This is a genomic window from Pseudanabaena sp. UWO311, assembly GCF_006937785.1.
Classification (GTDB): domain Bacteria; phylum Cyanobacteriota; class Cyanobacteriia; order Pseudanabaenales; family Pseudanabaenaceae; genus Pseudanabaena.
Window position 1 is genome coordinate 78812 of record NZ_SJEE01000015.1, and the last position, 17174, is coordinate 95985.

At 40.7% G+C, this 17174-nt stretch carries 19 protein-coding genes; 11 read left to right on the forward strand and 8 right to left on the reverse strand.

All coding sequences use genetic code 11. From position 1 onward, the window contains the following. Positions 1-25 precede the first annotated feature (25 nt). The 8 genes from PseudUWO311_RS13080 to PseudUWO311_RS13115 form a co-directional block, all read right to left on the reverse strand. Positions 26-1378 carry a cytochrome P450 gene (locus PseudUWO311_RS13080; protein ID WP_142655676.1) on the reverse strand — a complete coding sequence of 451 codons (1353 nt, stop codon included), beginning with the start codon at positions 1376-1378 and terminating at the stop codon, positions 26-28. A gap of 266 nt (positions 1379-1644) precedes the next feature. Beyond that, entirely contained in the window at positions 1645-2142 is a 498-nt protein-coding gene (locus PseudUWO311_RS13085) for a hypothetical protein (RefSeq protein ID WP_142655677.1), read from the reverse strand. Between the two features lie 138 nt (positions 2143-2280). Further along, positions 2281-2757: a hypothetical protein gene (locus PseudUWO311_RS13090; RefSeq protein WP_142655678.1), complete on the reverse strand. Its 477-nt coding sequence runs from the start codon at positions 2755-2757 to the stop codon at positions 2281-2283. Positions 2758-2997: 240 nt separating this feature from the next. Then, complete coding sequence (locus PseudUWO311_RS13095) at positions 2998-5328, reverse strand: NACHT domain-containing protein (RefSeq protein ID WP_142655679.1); 2331 nt, start codon at positions 5326-5328, stop codon at positions 2998-3000. 575 nt (positions 5329-5903) lie between these two features. Beyond that, entirely contained in the window at positions 5904-6941 is a 1038-nt protein-coding gene (locus tag PseudUWO311_RS13100) for a hemerythrin domain-containing protein (RefSeq protein ID WP_142655680.1), read from the reverse strand. A gap of 193 nt (positions 6942-7134) precedes the next feature. Next, the gene (locus tag PseudUWO311_RS13105) at positions 7135-7641 is read right to left on the reverse strand and encodes a hypothetical protein (RefSeq protein WP_142655681.1); all 507 of its coding nucleotides are present in this window, start codon (positions 7639-7641) and stop codon (positions 7135-7137) included. A gap of 83 nt (positions 7642-7724) precedes the next feature. Next, positions 7725-7970 carry a GlsB/YeaQ/YmgE family stress response membrane protein gene (locus PseudUWO311_RS13110; RefSeq protein WP_142655682.1) on the reverse strand — a complete coding sequence of 82 codons (246 nt, stop codon included), beginning with the start codon at positions 7968-7970 and terminating at the stop codon, positions 7725-7727. An 80-nt stretch (positions 7971-8050) separates the two neighbouring features. Next, positions 8051-8509, reverse strand: coding sequence for a YtxH domain-containing protein (locus PseudUWO311_RS13115; RefSeq protein ID WP_142655683.1), 459 nt, complete (start codon positions 8507-8509; stop codon positions 8051-8053). 639 nt (positions 8510-9148) lie between these two features. On the opposite strand from PseudUWO311_RS13115, the gene PseudUWO311_RS13120 reads away from it, so the two are divergent. From PseudUWO311_RS13120 to PseudUWO311_RS13170, 11 genes are all read left to right on the forward strand, one after another. Then, the gene (locus PseudUWO311_RS13120) at positions 9149-9736 is read left to right on the forward strand and encodes a general stress protein (RefSeq protein ID WP_142655684.1); all 588 of its coding nucleotides are present in this window, start codon (positions 9149-9151) and stop codon (positions 9734-9736) included. A 48-nt stretch (positions 9737-9784) separates the two neighbouring features. Then, on the forward strand, positions 9785-10237 hold the full coding sequence (locus PseudUWO311_RS13125; protein ID WP_142655685.1) for a BON domain-containing protein: 453 nt from the start codon (positions 9785-9787) through the stop codon (positions 10235-10237). A gap of 310 nt (positions 10238-10547) precedes the next feature. Further along, positions 10548-11030: a hypothetical protein gene (locus PseudUWO311_RS13130; protein ID WP_142655686.1), complete on the forward strand. Its 483-nt coding sequence runs from the start codon at positions 10548-10550 to the stop codon at positions 11028-11030. 115 nt (positions 11031-11145) lie between these two features. After that, positions 11146-11631 (forward strand): DUF1269 domain-containing protein, encoded by a 486-nt coding sequence (locus PseudUWO311_RS13135; protein WP_142655687.1) that lies wholly within the window; start codon positions 11146-11148, stop codon positions 11629-11631. A gap of 64 nt (positions 11632-11695) precedes the next feature. Beyond that, the gene (locus PseudUWO311_RS13140) at positions 11696-12160 is read left to right on the forward strand and encodes a hypothetical protein (protein ID WP_142655688.1); all 465 of its coding nucleotides are present in this window, start codon (positions 11696-11698) and stop codon (positions 12158-12160) included. A gap of 173 nt (positions 12161-12333) precedes the next feature. Further along, entirely contained in the window at positions 12334-12525 is a 192-nt protein-coding gene (locus PseudUWO311_RS13145; RefSeq protein WP_142655689.1) for a hypothetical protein, read from the forward strand. A gap of 299 nt (positions 12526-12824) precedes the next feature. After that, positions 12825-14546, forward strand: coding sequence for an HAD-IIB family hydrolase (locus PseudUWO311_RS13150; RefSeq protein ID WP_142655690.1), 1722 nt, complete (start codon positions 12825-12827; stop codon positions 14544-14546). A 224-nt stretch (positions 14547-14770) separates the two neighbouring features. Continuing rightward, entirely contained in the window at positions 14771-15505 is a 735-nt protein-coding gene (locus tag PseudUWO311_RS13155) for a hypothetical protein (RefSeq protein ID WP_142655691.1), read from the forward strand. 213 nt (positions 15506-15718) lie between these two features. Then, positions 15719-15925 (forward strand): chlorophyll a/b-binding protein, encoded by a 207-nt coding sequence (locus PseudUWO311_RS13160; protein WP_190303486.1) that lies wholly within the window; start codon positions 15719-15721, stop codon positions 15923-15925. Between the two features lie 57 nt (positions 15926-15982). Next, positions 15983-16186, forward strand: a complete 204-nt coding sequence (rd, locus tag PseudUWO311_RS13165; protein ID WP_142655692.1) for a rubredoxin — start codon at positions 15983-15985, stop codon at positions 16184-16186. Positions 16187-16486: 300 nt separating this feature from the next. Beyond that, positions 16487-17023: a Dps family protein gene (locus PseudUWO311_RS13170; RefSeq protein WP_142655693.1), complete on the forward strand. Its 537-nt coding sequence runs from the start codon at positions 16487-16489 to the stop codon at positions 17021-17023. The last annotated feature ends 151 nt before the right edge of the window (positions 17024-17174 follow it).

Here is a 17174-nt window from a genome sequence, read left to right on the forward strand (position 1 = left end):
GTTTGCTCCCAAACTTCCTTAAGATCTATTTTAAAGTCATTTTGATGCCGCCAGCAGGGGCAAGCGTCACACCTCGGCGTTGTGGCTTAACTGGTTTGCGATCGCTTAACTCCAAATCATAATTCAAGAGAATTGTTGCCAAAACGATCTTCATCTCAAATTGGGCTAATGCCTCACCCACACACCGCCGTACACCGCCGCCAAATGGCATAAACTCGTAGGGAGAAAATTGGCGATCGAGAAACCGCTCAGGCTTGAATTGCTCGGCATCAGGATACAATTCTTCACGATGATGTAAGAGATAGATGCAACCAATCACAATTGTATTTGACTCTAGTTTGTACCCCAATAGTTCCACAGGCTCTACTACAACTCTGGGAAAAGTCAGCATCGCCACAGGATGAATCCGCAAAGTTTCATTACAAACAGCGGTTAGATATGGCAATCGAAAAATGCTCATCCAATCCGTTGGATCGGTGATGCTCTTTAACTCATGCAATAGTTTCTCTTTGACATCTGGTAAATGATGAATCCAGTACAAAGCCCAAGACATAGCCGTTGCTGTAGTTTCATGCCCTGCAAATAATAATGTTAGAAGTTCATCGCGCAACTCCAAATCTGTCATAGGATTACCTTCTTCATCCCTTGCAGTCATTAGCATCGATAGAATGTCAGTACGATTAAGATCGAGATTGGCGCGACGTTCCGCAATTTCCATATAGATTAATTGATCAATTCGCTCCCTTTGTCGCACCAAATTGCCCCAAGGACTCCAAGCCCCAAGATCTTTTTGAATGGCTGGGAAGAAGAGAAAGGAAGAAGATAAAGGTGAAGTAAATAGCTCACTCATTTTATACATGAGCATCTTGAGCTGTTGACAACGCTCTCCTTCATATAGACCAAATACTGCTTGTAAGATGATTTGCAATGAGATATCTTGCATTGCCTCACGGGCAAGAAAGTTGGGATTTGTCATTTTATTTGCGAATAATTTGTCAAATACTTTAGTTGTGATCTCGGTAACTAACTGCCCATAATTTTGCATTCGGGAGCCATGAAATGATGGCATGATCAGTTGTCTGCGTTTTCTATGGCGATCGCCATCTAGCATGATGACACCTGATCGACCCAATATCGGCTCTAAGATGGCATTTAGCTCACCAGGGGCGCTAAATTGTTTGCGATCGTTTGTCAGTAACTGCTGAATGGCTTGAGGTTCGTTTACGAATATGATTGAGTTGCCAAAGCCAATAATCTGAGATGTAAAAATATCTGGATGTTTTCGCGCTGCCGTCTCCATATACCCTACTGGATCGGCAACCCATTGAATTTGTTGCAATAATGAGATGGTCTCGATTTGGTTAATGGCTGTGAGCATATTCACTCTATTGATTTGAATTTTTCTATTTTATATCAATCATTAAAGGAGAGTTGCAGCGCTTTGCGCCACAACTCTCCTTTAGGTAATGAACTAAGTAGCTAGCCTTACGCAGATAAAATTCCTGCGATCGCCAAGGTGTGGGGCTGGCACGGGGGCGCAGCCCCTACACATAGGTGCGTTACGCGCTCTCTAGCGCACCCTACATGAATCCCCAAAAAAAAGTGCCCGCATAGCGGGCACTTTTTTTTGGGGATTCATGGGACTTAATAAACGGAAATAACTCTATGTCCAATATTTTCCAGAAGATATTGAGCCTGACTCGCGGAATGATTGGTAACAATTGCTGCCACTAAAAACTTGCCCATTTTGACTGCATATTCAAATTGCAAAACATCATGAATATCAATTCCTAAACCTGATAAAACTGCTAGTAAACTATCATCAGCAGCGATATATTCCCAGTTTATTGAATTTTCGTGTTCTTGATAATTCTTCGTGATGACGACAATCTGAGAGGAGCATAAGCCTTGACGTTGCAGTTCTGATATGGCTTTTCTAGCTTCTATCCTAGAGGAAAATGTATCTATCACAGTAAATATATTTTCTGATTGAGATGAGGGATTGCCATTTTCTGCATACATCTCTGGCGCGATCGCACTGGTGTCTAGCCATCTTGTACTAGTTCCTGTGTGGACATCCTCCATTCCCAGATTACTCGTATGATCAGAATTAATAGTTTTGTACTGAGTTCGCATCATCATCAATTCTCTCCTTAAAATATCTGGAATTGAAATATAGAAATCCTAATTTATGTACAATCCCAAATAATTTGAGAGAGTGCCCATTGGGGCACTCTCTCAAATTATTTGGGATTGTATCGGCGCATAGCGCTGCCTTGTCTATTGCATGGTATGTCCAGCTTTTTCTAGGACATGCTGCACTTGAGTAGCTTCGCGATCGTTGCCAATCTCAATCACCAAGAACTTCCCATTGTCAACGGCTTCTACGAATTTTGAAATTGACTGCTTGCTAATTCCTAATTTGGTTAAAACCTTAGCCAATCCACCTTCCGCAGTAATGGTTTTCCAATTTATTGAGCTTTTAGGGTCTTGATAGGTTTTAGCTACGATCGACATATTCGTAACTCGCAGACCTTTTTGCTCCATTGACAACATAGCGCTTTTAGCTTCTTCTTCGGCATCAAAGATATCAACTACAGTGACTCTATTGATTAATTCGGATAGAGAGTTGCCATCTTCTTCATACATTTCTGGCTCGATCGCATAGTTATTGAGTAAGCCTTCAGTATCGACTGTGTGACCATGCGCCTGATTAATTTCGTCAGGCATAGTTTTTTGCTCAGTTGATATAGTCATAGAGTTTCTCCTAAAGGTTTCTATAACTACCTTGTCAGATCAATGATTGATTTGATATGTGAGATCAGGTCAATCATTGACTTCATTACAAAACTTAAGGGACTTACGCAAAAAGCATTTCATGGTAGGGGCGATTCATGAATCGCCCCTACCATGAAATGCTTTTTGCAAGAGGTTTTGCGTAAGTCCCAACATCTAAAAGTAAATAAGAGGGATGTACACAGAGTACATCTCTCTTATTTACTTCCATTCGCGAATTTCTAGCTCTTTTTGTGGTAGCAATAAACTTGCTTCTATTTCTTCACGAATGCCTGTAGTGACTTCGCAATTACTATTGAGGCAATCGAGTAGCAGCTGATTAGCATTGTAATAGCTTTGTAATACCATCTGCTGATTAGGATCAAAGTTCCATTGATTACCAATGTCGCGATGGGTAGCGATCGACTCACGCAACTGGTTTACCCAAGTTGCATAGTTGTTTTTACACCATTTCTCAAAACTGCTTTTACTATGATCGCCATTTGGTAATTTATCACTAAGTTGTTGCAGCGATTTATGGAACCCTAAATCTACTACCATCCCTAAAATATTGCTCAGAGAATCGCTACAGGCATATACACAGGCAAAATCCTTACTCTTATTTAATACACATTCTTGCAATAAGTCATCTAAAGCAACATCTAATAAGACACCTTTGTCTAAGGTACAGGCTAGAGCGAAATCAGGAACAAGATGCGGTGTACGAGATAAAGCCAGGTAAAAGGCGCGTTCTGTAGCAGGTTTAGATTCAGGGGGATTGTTTTCTGCTTTTTGGTTTGCCCATGTTAAAAACTCTTGTAGATAAGGATCTTCAGAGACAAGGGCATCAATTTCTTGCTTCATTAATTCCACTAATCCATCGGCACTACGGAGCATACTTGCTGTCAGCAAAAAGATTTCTCGCCAATAGGGATCGGTAATATGGGTTACTAGTCCCTGCAAAGAGTCCCCTAATGATTGGAGATTATGACTAGCGACGATCTTTCGCGCTGTGAAATATTCTTGTAATGCCAAATAGGAGAACGAGAAGATACCCCTTGCTCGTTCGGCTAGCAGACCATTTTGAGACTCGATCGCCCGAAGTATTGATGCACTTGCCTGTTGAATCTCTTCAGGATCGGTACTTGCGTCAGGGAGATTTTGCACATAGTCACTAATATGTTGCTCAATCACACCTTCTTCAAAAAAGTATTGACCTTTCTCAAAGGTGGCTGAGGCAATCTGACTCAATAGTTTTAGCTTCTGCGGCAGTAAAAATCCTTGATATACTTGATCCCGTTCAATGCCTCTTGCTTCATCCCATTTTCCTAATAGCAGATCCATACCTTGCTTATAAAATTCCGCTTGCTTCAGAGGAAACTTATCTTGACGTTGAAATATGGAACAGGCTAAATGCAAAAATAACGGCGTGGTAACCAGTCGGCGAAATCGCCAATTTTCTGGCAACTCCAAATTCTTCATGAATTCTGATGCACTCACCAGCCCTTTTGATTCATTAGTTCTGCTAAATTCGACAAACCATTTCTTGGCAAAAGCAACGATTTGGGTTTCGGTAAAGGGAGAAATCTCTACATCAGTGAATCCATTGAGTGATAGCCTCTGAGCCGCCGTGCGACAAGCTACAACAAACTGATTGCGATGGTATTTGTCGCAAAATCGACGAACCTCATTCAAAATAATATGTTCATCTTCATGGCAAACTTCATCCATGCCATCAATTAAGAGCAAAACTCTGCCACTTTGCAGGAGTTTCTTAATGATTGTTGGTTGGGAGATATCTGAGGTGAGAAACTCTTGATGGATATATTCTAATAAATCTGCATGATGACTATCTTGACAGCTTTCGGCAAAATCCCGCAATACGATAAAGATAGGGATTTTATCTGAACCAAACTGATTGCTGTTGCATTGCATTGCTAAATGTTTGAGAAATGTAGACTTGCCAGAACCAGGGCGACCTAGTACTCGCAGTTTGCTAAATTTTTCTACTGCTTGCATACCAGAAATTTGGCTTTCTGAGATTTCACCTAATCCGAATCGATCAATATCTTCGGGCTTGAGGCTATTGATTTCAGAGGCTTCTAACCATTGCTGACTGGAGATTTGCTCTAAAATATTTACGTCAATATAGATATGATCGATGGAAACAGGACGATTAATATCTAATAGTTGTAAGATGCCGCATTGATGGTTAATCTTATCCATTCGTTGCGATCGCACCATTTGCACTAAGGCATCTATTCCTATTGACGCGATGTCATTTCCATCAATATTTTCACCGCTTTTAGTGAGATCGGTATAATCCAATGGAGGATTGAGAGCGATATCTCGCCAGTCCAGATCTAGTCTCGTGCAAAGCTCAAAAAATGTATAACGTTCAATCGCTTGTCCCGCAAAAAAACGCCAAATTGGTTGTCTCGTTTTAATTCCTACTTCGTTAGCTAGATACTCCTGAGTCCATCCTTTAGCAATAAATTGCTGTTTAGCTTTTTTGGCTCCAGATGGCGACGTTTGTAGTGATCGCTTTGCCATAGGTCGATAAGCTCCAATACTTTTTAATGCTTACGTTATACAAATTGCAATTAAAAAATCAGATACACGATTTAGATGTATATAGAACTTAATCACATCCAAACAATACTTCTACAAAACACGAATAGGTATTTAGTTAACTATCTATAAATGTTTCGCATGGGTAGGAGCGATGTGCCAATTACAGCTGTAATTGTTTGATAGTAAACATTTCCAATAAAAAAACTCATCAATTCCTCATTTTTATGGGGGATGAAATCTTAATTAAATATAAATAGCGTTGCGATCGCGCCCATCTTAGTCCGCTTTAACGAGATATTAGTGTTTTTTTTCTATAATCTTTGGTTTTTTTGAGGTCTTAGAACCCATTTAAGAATTGTAGTTTTTGCCTCCCTAGCCCCCAATTCTGAGGGGAACCATATTTAAGCCAAAACCCAAGAAGCGTGTTGCAGCGCTTCTTGGGTTTTATGTCCAAAGTAAAACTTGCTTTGCTATATAACAATGGGCTTAAGCCCATTGGCTTTCTCACATCTCATTTAGGATTGCTATATGGTTTGATGTAAGAACTCGAAAATTTAGTGAGAAGCAGAAGCGAGTCGATGATCTTGAATCTTGCTCTTGGCAGTCTTGAAATCAGTCGCGAGTTGCTTCTGTTGTTCGTCGCCAAAGCTACCATTAATGCGAGGGAACATTTCATCCTCTTCTTCTTTAATATGAGCATTGACATCCAATGCCAAAAGCTCCACCGCAGCTTTAAAAGCCACCGTATCAGCGCAGTTCATGGCTTTGATCTGTTCAAGCTTTTGCTTCATATCTGCTTGTTTTTCATACAGATGCTGAATGCCGTTGTAGTAAGGACGCACAACTGGATAGATAACTTCCTCCTCGGCGGCAGAGTGAGCGCTCAAGTCTTGGTAGACCTGCCCAAAGTACTCTTCTAGCTTTTGAGGATCGTCAGTGGCTTTAATCTGAGAAAGCAGAGCAAAGACCTTAGTATGATCGAGTCGAATCAAATCACAAATAGCGATCTCATGATCGCTGCCATTGATGAGACTGCCTGCAAGACCACTTAGCGCGGCGATGGTGTCTTGCACCCTTGACCACAGTCCACTGTCAGAAGGCTTACCAGTTAGTTCCATCGTACTCAGAGATTCCATGATCCCTTTGAGTTGCTCTTCATGTCCACGATTTTCAAAGTTGACCGCATTCAGGGGAGCGATCGCTACAGCAATGTCTGCACCAACGACTTGACCAGCCTTATGAACGAGGACTCCTGCCATTGCTTGAGTGTGTTTGAGAAGCTCATGCTTAGCCACTTTATCAAACAAAGTGAGATCTGGATTTTCCATCATCGATTCGACTTCTTCAATCGCTTTCTGGACACTAGGCTTAGCTTCAGCCTTAATTCCATACTGAACGATCACTGTGTCGATGATACCCAAGTTTTTCTGGTCATCTCTGAGAAATCCTTCTAAACGATTAGTGATTTCGCGATCAGGACAGGCGGCGATCAAGCTCTTTTCATTAGCAATCAGTAGGTTTTGAGTAGCTTTCATGTCTGCCAATTTGACTGCGATCGCAGTACGTTTATTGTCTTCGAGTGTTACTGACATTTAGATTGCTCCTTTGTGTAGTCAAGAGATATTTACTTCTCTTTTACAAAATCATGGCATTGGACTGTCTAACTACTTGAGTGACTTGATTAACTTGCTCTACTACGAAACAAAGTGTAATAGAACATGAGTTCTATTACACTTTGTTAAAACCCAAAAAAATAAGCCGCTCGCTATGCGGGCAGCTCAGTTTTTAACTAGAACGTTGAATTGTGTTAGAAGCACGATCCCACGCATCTTTTACTGCATGTTTAGCTTGTACCCAAGGTAAATTTCCAGTCTGATTTGTTTGATAATCGCGTTGCAAATCTGTTTCAACTTCGCTATAAGTCCGACCACTATGACCATAGCGCTCGTAGCCTTCATAGCCAGTTTTATAGGCAGGTCGATAGTCTTCGTAAGTGCGATCGTGATCGATATAGGAGCCAGAAGTATAAGTCTCTCGCCAATCAGTTTCTTCAAAAGTTGGATTAACTTGTTCAGCAACATCCTTACCAGCCAAGCCGCCAACGACTGAGCCAATCACAGCACCAACTACAGCACCAACGGGACCACCAACTGCGCCGCCAATAACTGTCGCTACAGTGCCAGCACCTGCGGCTCCTACACCTGTTCCGAGGGGATGTGCTCCTACTTCTCCCGAAATCGGATCGAGATTAGCATCAGTTTGATCAATAATTGTTGAATTTCTATTAGTCATTTGGATTTGTCCCTTAAATAATTTATTTGCAACCTGTGCAAAGTCTCGAAATTGGAAGCTACACTGTACTTCTCAAATAGGCTCTAAGAAGCTCTAACTAGGCGAATTCCATATAGTAAAACCACTGCACCAATGGTTGCTACAATCAAACTGCCAAGTAAGCCGCCACCTGTAGAGACTCCAAAGGTATTGAATAGAAGTCCTCCTAACAATGCACCCACAATACCGACGACGATATCGCCCAAGAGCCCGAAGCCTCCACCACGAACGATTTGACCAGCTAATGCGCCTGCCACGAGTCCAATCAAAATAAACCAAATGAGTGACATATAATTTCTCCGTTTATCAATTTAAAGGTTATGAGTTAGAGGATAGGTAGTGTGAATCTGTTCCTATCCTCGGATTGGATTTACTGACCTAAGAAGTTTTTGACAGAGTCAATTGCATCTTCAACCTTGTTTCCAGCTTTCTCAGATAGCTCTTTGGTATTTGCCTTAACTTCAGCAGCGCGATCTCCTGCCATTGCCTTGGTTCTCTCAACTCCATCACCAACTTTGTTCTTGGCATCTTTAGCCATATCCTTAGCTTTGCCCATATTTTCCTTGGTGCCTTCTTTCACGTTTTTGGCTAAGTCCTTAGTGCGATTTCCAGCTTCTTTGGCGAAGTCCTTGGATTTGTCGGCAATCGTCGGATTACCAATGCTCGCCAAGGGAGATGCGATCGCCTCAGGACTAAAGAATGTCACTTGTAACATCAAAACTAGCGCGAACCCAAAAGCGAAGAGAAGTCCTTTCTTAACGCCATTTAGTATGGCAGTAATTGGATTATTAAAGTTATTAGCATTGCCAGAGACCAAAATATAAGTCATTTGTTTTACCTGTAAGTTTTGTATGTAACTCTTGAGTTAACACCTAAGCTAACAGGTACTTGTTTGATCTCATGCTTATAGAGTGTATGAATTGTATGAGTTGTACTAAAACAAAATAAATCTTTACTATGCAAATATCTAGCTTTTTAAAGATTTGCAAAAACAAAAAAATATATCATCCTAAATGATTAGAAGAAATAATTCTTGTCATGAAAATGATTTTAGTGTTTCCAGAGTCTTCGCTGCTGGAAACACTAAAATCATTTTTTTAAGCGTGCCTAAAATGGTCTTTAAAAACGATTTTTATAATGAGAATGTCTGGATTCTATATTTAATGCACTTATTTGGGTTAGAAAAATTCTCTTAATGACTAGTTTTTAAATGCTCAATTGATCAAAAGAAAGATAACCGTATTGATTGTAACAATTTAAGTATTAATAAACCATCTTATACAATTTATTCATTTTTGATGTCTGACTATACATGATTTATTACATGCAGATGTAACACTATTTCTCATGGGTAAATTATTAACTTCAAATCTATCAATAGATGGAGTTAATATTACATACCTTTAGTAAATCTTTATGTTTTCTTAAGTAAACTGAGCCACTAATTGATTTAACGGAGTAGAAGATTATGATCGGACAATATAAGCAGGCTACAGGTACATTTTCTAATCATCAAAAAGCTGAATCGGCTCTCAGTGAATTGAGAGAGAGTGGATTTAATATGGATCAAATTTCGATCATTGGGAATAATGTTGATCACAATTCTGACATTACTGCTGAGAGACAAGTCCAGCATCTTAACGATCTTGACAACAAGGCTGGTGAAGGTGCTGCAACAGGTGCTGCATCTGGTGTTGCTGTTGGAGGATTAACGGGGCTACTAGTTGGACTAGGACTTGTGGCTATTCCTGGCGTTGGGCCAGTGATGTTGGCTGGCGCTGTGGCTACGACTCTGGCTACGACTTTAACTGGTGGCGCGATCGGTGCAGCCGCAGGTGGACTCATCGGCGGATTGGTCGGTTTAGGTATTCCGAAAGACCGCGCCAAAGTATATAGCGATCGCGTAGATCAAGGAGATTGCTTAGTGATAGTTGACGGTTTGGAGAGAGAGATTCATCAAGCCGAAGCAATTTTGCAACGTCATGGCATCCATGAATGGGGTGTTTATGATTCTGCTAATGCTTCTAGTAGAACAGGCGAAGTGTCTTTGAGATAAATTGATTTTCACCACGATTGAGTATTAATAAATTGAGGGATTTCTTCCATGAATACAAAAATTGCTTCATTACTACTAACTAATTTTCTCTTAGTTACAGTAGTAGCCTGTACCGATGCTCGAACTACCTCTGAAGCTCCTGCTCCGCGCAGCACTATCAGCCCTACTGCCGCACCACAAAACACTCAAGCAGCTATGAGTGATGCTCAAAGTGAAACCCGTAAAAAACAATTGGATGCTGATATTCGCGCCCGTGAACAACGCAATGATGCAATGGGTGACACGACCAAACGACCAGATAGCGATCTTGCTAGCGAAGTTCGGAGTAAGCTTGAGGCAAATATTCCTAAAGGTAATTTGACTGTAGAGTCTAAGGATGCAAATGTTGTCGTATCGGGAACAGTTCCATCACTAAATGACCTTGATAAAGTCAAAAGTTTGGCAATGGAGATCAAGGGTGTTAAAACTGTCACGATTAAGGCTGTGGTTGCATCTAATTAATTCTCGCAAAGAACCTCCCATTTTCTAGACATAAGTCAGAATTACCCCCTTTAATTCCCCCTTGCAAAGGGGGAAGACCAGAAGTCTTGTTCCATCCCCTTTGCAAGGGGATGGTTAGGGTGGGGTAAATTTTAAACGAGAAATTACTTAAGACAAGTGAATCTCTCTACAAAAGAAATTCACTTGCCATTACTCTGCTATTACATTTTATTTCAGAATCAATCAACTCATTCAAGAAATCAAACATTGACTTGCCATAGTGTTAGCAGGAAACAAGTTCCAATTATCAATTAAATCATGAGGAAATTCTATGAAAATTGCACAATTTCTAAAGCGCTTTGTGGTAATGGTCGTCGTTTGTGGATTAATTGCATTTGCTAGTGTCAATCCTGCGATCGCAGCTCAAAATGCTCCAGATCAAATCACTGATAACCTGACGATGCCTAACATCCAGAAGAAAGCTGAAGATGTGGTAAAGGGTAGTGCGTATGATACTAATCCAGAATATACGTCTGACGATTCATCGAATCAGGGTTTAAATGAAATTCAAGGAACCTCTGATTTTGACAAAATGAAACGAAGCTCAAATGAGAATACTCCTCCTGTTGTGAAGCAAGCAGAAAAGGCTTTTGACAAAGCTGGAAATAACATTAGCTCTGTAAAAGATGACACCTTAGATAAGGCTGGTGATGCAGCTAACTATATCAAAGACAAGACAGGAGATGCTCTCAAATCACTGACTGGGAAAGCTTCTGATACTGCTAAAGCGATCAAAAACAAGGTTAAATCCTAATTTTTTTTAGGGTTTAAGCATTAAATACGTGCGTTTTAGAGTAGGGACAATTCATGAATTACCCCCTACTCTAAAACATTGCAAATAGAACAAAAATCATAATCTGGAGAAATAAATGAGTAGTCTAATTGCTGTTGGTTTTAAAGATGAGTTCACTGCTGATGCAGTTATATTGGAACTCCGAAAGCTGCAAAAAGAGCATCTAATTGATTTAGAAGACGCGGCGATCGTGATCAGAAATAAAGATGGAAAAGTAAAGATTAAACAGACTCAAGAACTTACTGCTGAGGGAGCATTAAGCGGGGGCTTTTGGGGACTGCTATTTGGCTTTATCTTTTTTAATCCTCTCTTAGGTTGGGCAGTTGGTGCGATCGCAGGTGGGATTTCTGGTGCATTGACAGATCTTGGGATTGATGACAACTTTATCCGAGAAGTTGGCATTACCATTGAGCCTAGCACCTCAGCAATTTTTGTGTTAGTTAGGAGTGCTACTCCTGACAAAGTATTAGAAGATCTCAGCAGGTTTGAAGGCAAAGTTCTAAAGACTTCTCTCTCAAATGAAGATGAGGCAAAGCTAAAAGCTGTTCTCACAAAATCATAACGCCTAGAATGGTCGGTGCAAAGCACCGACCATTCTGGTGATTTAAATAATTTAAGAAGGTTATATGTTTCTAAAATCATTTCAGTTAAAGATCTTGGTAGCTTTTGGATTGCTTCTAAGTTTATCTTTTGTATCCTCAGCTCAAGCTGACGAATGTTATCCTCTTAATGTAATCGGCGACACTGGCACGACTGTCAAAAAAACTGTTTCTCCTTTTAGTACACTAGTAACCAGTAACAACTGGAATACTGATTTCTCTGTACCTAGCGATCGCTCTTTTAATAGTTTTGAGGCAACTATTGTTCCTGAGAACAATGCTAACTATGATGTAGAGATGAGCTTAAAGTATCGCGATCGCAGTTCTAGTCGGTCTTATAAAAAAGATAATGTAGCCGTTAAGGTTGGTCAACCACTAAGACTAATTGGTGTACCACAATCGCCTAGCAATCCTTTTCAAGTCAATGTATTTGTGGGTGGACTCAATGCGATCGGCAATACCTATAGTGTTTCTGTTGAAGGATGTCTTTAGGACTATGATTAGAGCCTGAAGTTTTGTACATGCATAGATGGAACTAAGTTTTGTAACACTTTATTGCATAGTCAATCAAGTCAATCAAGAAACCAAACATTCTTCATTAATAGTATATAAACGGAGAAATTTAAAATTTCTTCGTTTGCATACTACACCTTGAGAGAGAACATATGCGTAGACTTGTAGAAAAGAAAAATAAATCGGCCTTATATACTGGTTTAGCAATGCTCATTGCTGCTGCTGGAGTTGTAGTATTAGAATACTTTGGAGTAATTGATTTCGCTCCTGATTTTGGGAAAGATGCTGAAGTAAAAAGCACCTCTACTATCCAACCTTTAAAAACTAACAAACCTGTCAATTAAAGTTGGCTTTTATCAAACTTTAGGAGAATGAAATGCGCAATGGAAAAGGATGATTGGCAAGCTTATAGTCGCCTATGACTCTGGGGAGGAATTCAAAATAACTTTGGATAATTTATTTGGCTTACGCAGATAGAACTCCTGCGATAGATTCTGTAATGGCTGGTACGGGGGCACAGCCCTTACAGAATCTATATTTTTTGTAGGGGCATCCCCCCGTGGTTGCCCTGCTTGGCTAGCAGCAAGAGATTCATCATCTGCGTTCTGTGTAACATCAGTAATTAAGTACTTATTCAAAACTTATGCACTATTTAATATTAGCTACAGATTACGATGGAACCTTAGCGAAGAATGGAGAAGTATCGGAGGCAACTCTAGATGCACTTAAACGATTACAAAAAACTGGACGAAAGCTGATTCTAGTTACAGGAAGACAGCTAGAAGATGTTTGCAATATATTTCCCGAAGTAGATTTATTTGATTGTGTCGTCGCTGAAAATGGAGCCGTAATCTATTTCCCCCCAACTCATGAAGAACTATTGCTTGGTAGTTTACCACCTGAAAAATTCGTACAGGCTTTGCGATCGCGGAATATTGAGCCCCTCTCTGTCGGCAAAGTAATCGTCGCAACATGGGAACCCAACGAAACCGAAGTACTGACTACAATTAGAGAACTGGGACTAGATCTACAGGTAATCTTTAACAAAGGGGCAGTGATGGTTTTGCCAGCTGGAGTTAACAAAGCTGCGGGTCTTAGTGAAGCATTAAGCAAAATGGGATTATCTGTACGCAATACAGTAGCGGTTGGAGATGCTGAGAACGATCTTGCTTTCTTGAAATTATGTGAGTTTTCTGTCGCCGTATCTAATGCCTTACCATCGGTGAAAAGCGAAGTGGATTGGGTGACTCAAGCAAGTCGAGGTGATGGTGTAGTTGAATTAATCGAGCGATTATTAACCCAAGATCTCACAGAAGATCTGCGAGAATCTCCAATTTTGCCAGATCGGCATCGAATCTTATTAGGTAAGCTTAAAGCCGATCAAGATGTCTATATTCAGCCGCTAAATCGTAATATTCTATTAGCGGGCATTTCTGGTGGTGGCAAATCGACTCTAGCGACGGGATTGATCGAGAGATTTATCGATAAAGGCTATCAGGTTTGCATTATTGATCCTGAAGGTGACTATCAAACATTTGAACAGACGGTCGTATTAGGAAATGCCCAGCAGATTCCTACTTCAGCAGAAGTTTTGACAGTATTGAGTAAGCCAGAGCAAAACCTAATCGTTAATTTAATGGGGGTAAAAATCGACGATCGCCCTTTATTTCTAGCGCAACTACTACCTTCTCTACTAGAAATGCGGGTGCGGACAGGTAGACCGCATTGGATCGTCATTGACGAAGTGCATCATATGTTCCCTTCGACATGGGACGCAGCTGTAACTCTACCTCAGTCTGTCAATGGCATCTTAATGATTACTGTTCACCCTGAGCATGTAGCAACTTCGGCTTTATCGCTAGTTGATACATTGATTGCGGTAAAGTCACCAATGCAAACATTTACTGATCTTTGTAATGCCATAGAACATCAGCTACCGATCGCTCCGTTACCTACAGAACTTGCATCAGGATCAGGATTAGCTTGGCTTCTCAATACTAAAGAGCAACCATTTGAATTTGAAGTAATTCTTCCCTTGCAAGAACGTCAACGGCATATGCGAACCTATGCTGAAGGCAATTTGGGTAACGATCGCTGTTTCTTTTTTAGAGGTGAAGATAGCCAGCTAAATCTCAAAGCACAGAATCTCAACATGTTTATCCAATTAGCGGCTGGAGTTGACGACCGCACTTGGTTACATCATTTACATCTGCATGATTACTCAAATTGGCTCCAAAACTCAATTAAAGACGAATCCTTAGCAAAGGAAGTTAGTGAGATTGAAACAAATACAGATCTTTCACCTACTGATAGTCGCGATCGTATTAAATCTGCGATCGCGAACCGATACACCTTGCCTGCTTGAGACTATAATTACAATCCCAAACCCATAGAGTTTCGCCCCGCAGGGACGCAATTCTATGGGTTTGAGTAATTTTTTGCCAAATTACTTATTTAGACGCTCCCCAATCCTAATCCTTAAGCTGCCATTAAACTTTATCTGTAATCAATCAATTCATTCATGATGTCAAACATGGCTATGTCAAGCTGAGGATGTAGAGAATTTAATGATTTACAAAGAGAAAATCTATGAAATTCAATTTTTCCGTTGGCATCTTTCTATTAATGATTGGGAATTCTATTGCTGGAGTAGAAGCTCAGACAACTAATTCGCCTCCATGTGGATGGGTAAAGAGCTGCTCGATTACACTGAACAAGAAGGAAATCAGTAGATCTATATCGCCTTCGACAAGTTTAGAGACTGCTAAAAGTCCCATTCAATTACCAGAAGGGAAAGTGTCAACAGTAGCAGAACTGACGGCTGTACCTCAACAAAATTTGGGCATTATTAAAAGATCTGACAACTTCATTTCGCAAATTACCCCTCCGACTGATAGTAATGGCAACCGCATATTTAGGTCTACTCGTTCTGGCCCCAGCTATTTTGGAGGTGGAGCTAACTTCGGATTAACTGGGGGAAGTGATTTAGGTGGTACAAGCTTTGCCGTTATTAGCAAACTCGGATTGACTGAGACTATATCAGTGCGTCCAAATGTTCTAATACTGAGAGACTTTGCAACCATTCTACTTCCAGTAACTTATGATTTTGCTCCTCAACAGCCTTTTGGAGATTTTCAGTTCTCTCCTTATCTAGGTGGTGGAGTTGCGATTAATACTGGTTCTAACAGTAGTGTAGGTTTATTGCTTACGGGAGGTATTGACATCCCTCTATCATCCACATTCACGATTAATGTAGCTGCAAATTTAGCCTTTTTGCGTACAACTGATTTGGGCATTCTGGTTGGTATTGGCTATAATTTTTAAATTTTGTGAGTAAGGGATTTTTTAAAAATCCCTTAGTTTTTAAGAAAGCGCAAGGCTCTATATGTCCGCTACTAAACTGCCATGATTAACATTTAAGAAGTATTCATGCAGAGTATACATTGTTAGCTATTCTGCAACACGATTTCCACCATAAGCATGAGATTCTATGGGAAGTTGCGAGATAAATTGATTTTAATTTTTGGAGAAACGACTATGCAAACTAACAATCCACAATCTGAAGCTGCCGAAGTAATGATGCGTAATTCTTGGATTACAGGATTTACTCCTCAAGCAGAACTTTGGAACGGTCGTCTTGCTATGCTCGGCTTTGTATCAGCGATCGCAATTGAATTGTTTACCCATCATGGTGTTCTACGTTTCTGGGGCATTTTATCGTCAGGGGTAGTTCCAGTTGTATAAATGCTGTGGCAAATTGATATAGAAAATCCGCATCTTTTTATAAATTTGGAGTCACAAGTGCAAAAGTATATCTGTAAAACCTGTGGATATGTCTACGATCCAGCAGTCGGCGATCCAGACTCAGGTATTGAACCTGGTACTCCCTTTGGTGCTTTGCCCGATGATTGGGTTTGCCCTACATGTGGAACCCCAAAGTCTGACTTTGAGCCAGAAGATGCAGCCGCAACAAATGTTCCATTAATGGAACCAGTCCCAGCCTAATCTCCTATTTAAGAATTGATTCAGATCATCCCAAGCCCCCTTAAAAGGGAGAATTAATTCTTCCCCCTTTTAAAGGCTACCGTGTGCACACATCTCAGTTTGTGCGTGAAATCAGGGAAATTACCCCACCCTAACCCTCCCCTTGCAAAGGGGAGGGAACAAAATTTCTGGTCTTCCCCCTTTGCAGGGGGAATTAAAGGGGGTAAGTCCGACCTGTGTATATACGGTAGTTTTAAGAGGGATTGAGGGGATCTCTTAGAGTCTCTAACCAACAACATTCATTAGTTCAAGGACATTACTATGCAGACAATCAATATTGGACTAACCGATACCCAACGTCAAGGCGTGATCAACCTCCTCAACAACGACCTAGCAGATAGCTATTTGCTACTAGTCAAAACCAAAAAGTATCATTGGGATGTAGTAGGTCCTCAATTCATGACCTTGCATAAACTATGGCAAGCTCATTATGAAGCTCTCACGATCAATGTCGATGCGATCGCTGAAAGAATCAGAACCCTCGGTGGATATCCCGTGGGAACGATGGAGGGTTTTCTCAAAATCTGTTCTCTCAAAGAACAGGCTGACAAAATCCCCTCAGCAACTGGTATGGTATCGCACTTGCTAGCGGATCATGAACAAGTGGTACGCAACTTGCGTGAACATATTGAGAAATGTAGCGACAAGTTTAAAGATGATGGAACCGCAGACTTTCTTACTGGTTTGATGGAGCAGCATGAGCAAATAGCATGGATGCTACGTTCTTTCATTGAAGGTGAAGCCGTGGAATCCAATGGCTCAAAACCAGAGATGAATAAGAAGATGGTAGGAGTTTAGCATCCTAAAACAATTGAGTTAAAACTGATGTTACGTGGAAGGAATTCTTGTCATAGCATAGGTCTGGGGCTGGCACGGGGGCACAGCCCCTACAGAACATGAATTGTTTCAGGTAGGGGCAATCCCCCCGTGGTTGCCCTGTCACGCTAGC

Coding starts and splice junctions, on each gene's coding strand:
- PseudUWO311_RS13080 (WP_142655676.1), bottom strand. CDS start 1,378: ATGCTCACAGCCATTAACCAAATCGAGACCATCTCATTATTGCAACAA.
- PseudUWO311_RS13085 (WP_142655677.1), bottom strand. CDS start 2,142: ATGATGATGCGAACTCAGTACAAAACTATTAATTCTGATCATACGAGT.
- PseudUWO311_RS13090 (WP_142655678.1), bottom strand. CDS start 2,757: ATGACTATATCAACTGAGCAAAAAACTATGCCTGACGAAATTAATCAG.
- PseudUWO311_RS13095 (WP_142655679.1), bottom strand. CDS start 5,328: ATGGCAAAGCGATCACTACAAACGTCGCCATCTGGAGCCAAAAAAGCT.
- PseudUWO311_RS13100 (WP_142655680.1), bottom strand. CDS start 6,941: ATGTCAGTAACACTCGAAGACAATAAACGTACTGCGATCGCAGTCAAA.
- PseudUWO311_RS13105 (WP_142655681.1), bottom strand. CDS start 7,641: ATGACTAATAGAAATTCAACAATTATTGATCAAACTGATGCTAATCTC.
- PseudUWO311_RS13110 (WP_142655682.1), bottom strand. CDS start 7,970: ATGTCACTCATTTGGTTTATTTTGATTGGACTCGTGGCAGGCGCATTA.
- PseudUWO311_RS13115 (WP_142655683.1), bottom strand. CDS start 8,509: ATGACTTATATTTTGGTCTCTGGCAATGCTAATAACTTTAATAATCCA.
- PseudUWO311_RS13120 (WP_142655684.1), top strand. CDS start 9,149: ATGATCGGACAATATAAGCAGGCTACAGGTACATTTTCTAATCATCAA.
- PseudUWO311_RS13125 (WP_142655685.1), top strand. CDS start 9,785: ATGAATACAAAAATTGCTTCATTACTACTAACTAATTTTCTCTTAGTT.
- PseudUWO311_RS13130 (WP_142655686.1), top strand. CDS start 10,548: ATGAAAATTGCACAATTTCTAAAGCGCTTTGTGGTAATGGTCGTCGTT.
- PseudUWO311_RS13135 (WP_142655687.1), top strand. CDS start 11,146: ATGAGTAGTCTAATTGCTGTTGGTTTTAAAGATGAGTTCACTGCTGAT.
- PseudUWO311_RS13140 (WP_142655688.1), top strand. CDS start 11,696: ATGTTTCTAAAATCATTTCAGTTAAAGATCTTGGTAGCTTTTGGATTG.
- PseudUWO311_RS13145 (WP_142655689.1), top strand. CDS start 12,334: ATGCGTAGACTTGTAGAAAAGAAAAATAAATCGGCCTTATATACTGGT.
- PseudUWO311_RS13150 (WP_142655690.1), top strand. CDS start 12,825: ATGCACTATTTAATATTAGCTACAGATTACGATGGAACCTTAGCGAAG.
- PseudUWO311_RS13155 (WP_142655691.1), top strand. CDS start 14,771: ATGAAATTCAATTTTTCCGTTGGCATCTTTCTATTAATGATTGGGAAT.
- PseudUWO311_RS13160 (WP_190303486.1), top strand. CDS start 15,719: ATGCAAACTAACAATCCACAATCTGAAGCTGCCGAAGTAATGATGCGT.
- PseudUWO311_RS13170 (WP_142655693.1), top strand. CDS start 16,487: ATGCAGACAATCAATATTGGACTAACCGATACCCAACGTCAAGGCGTG.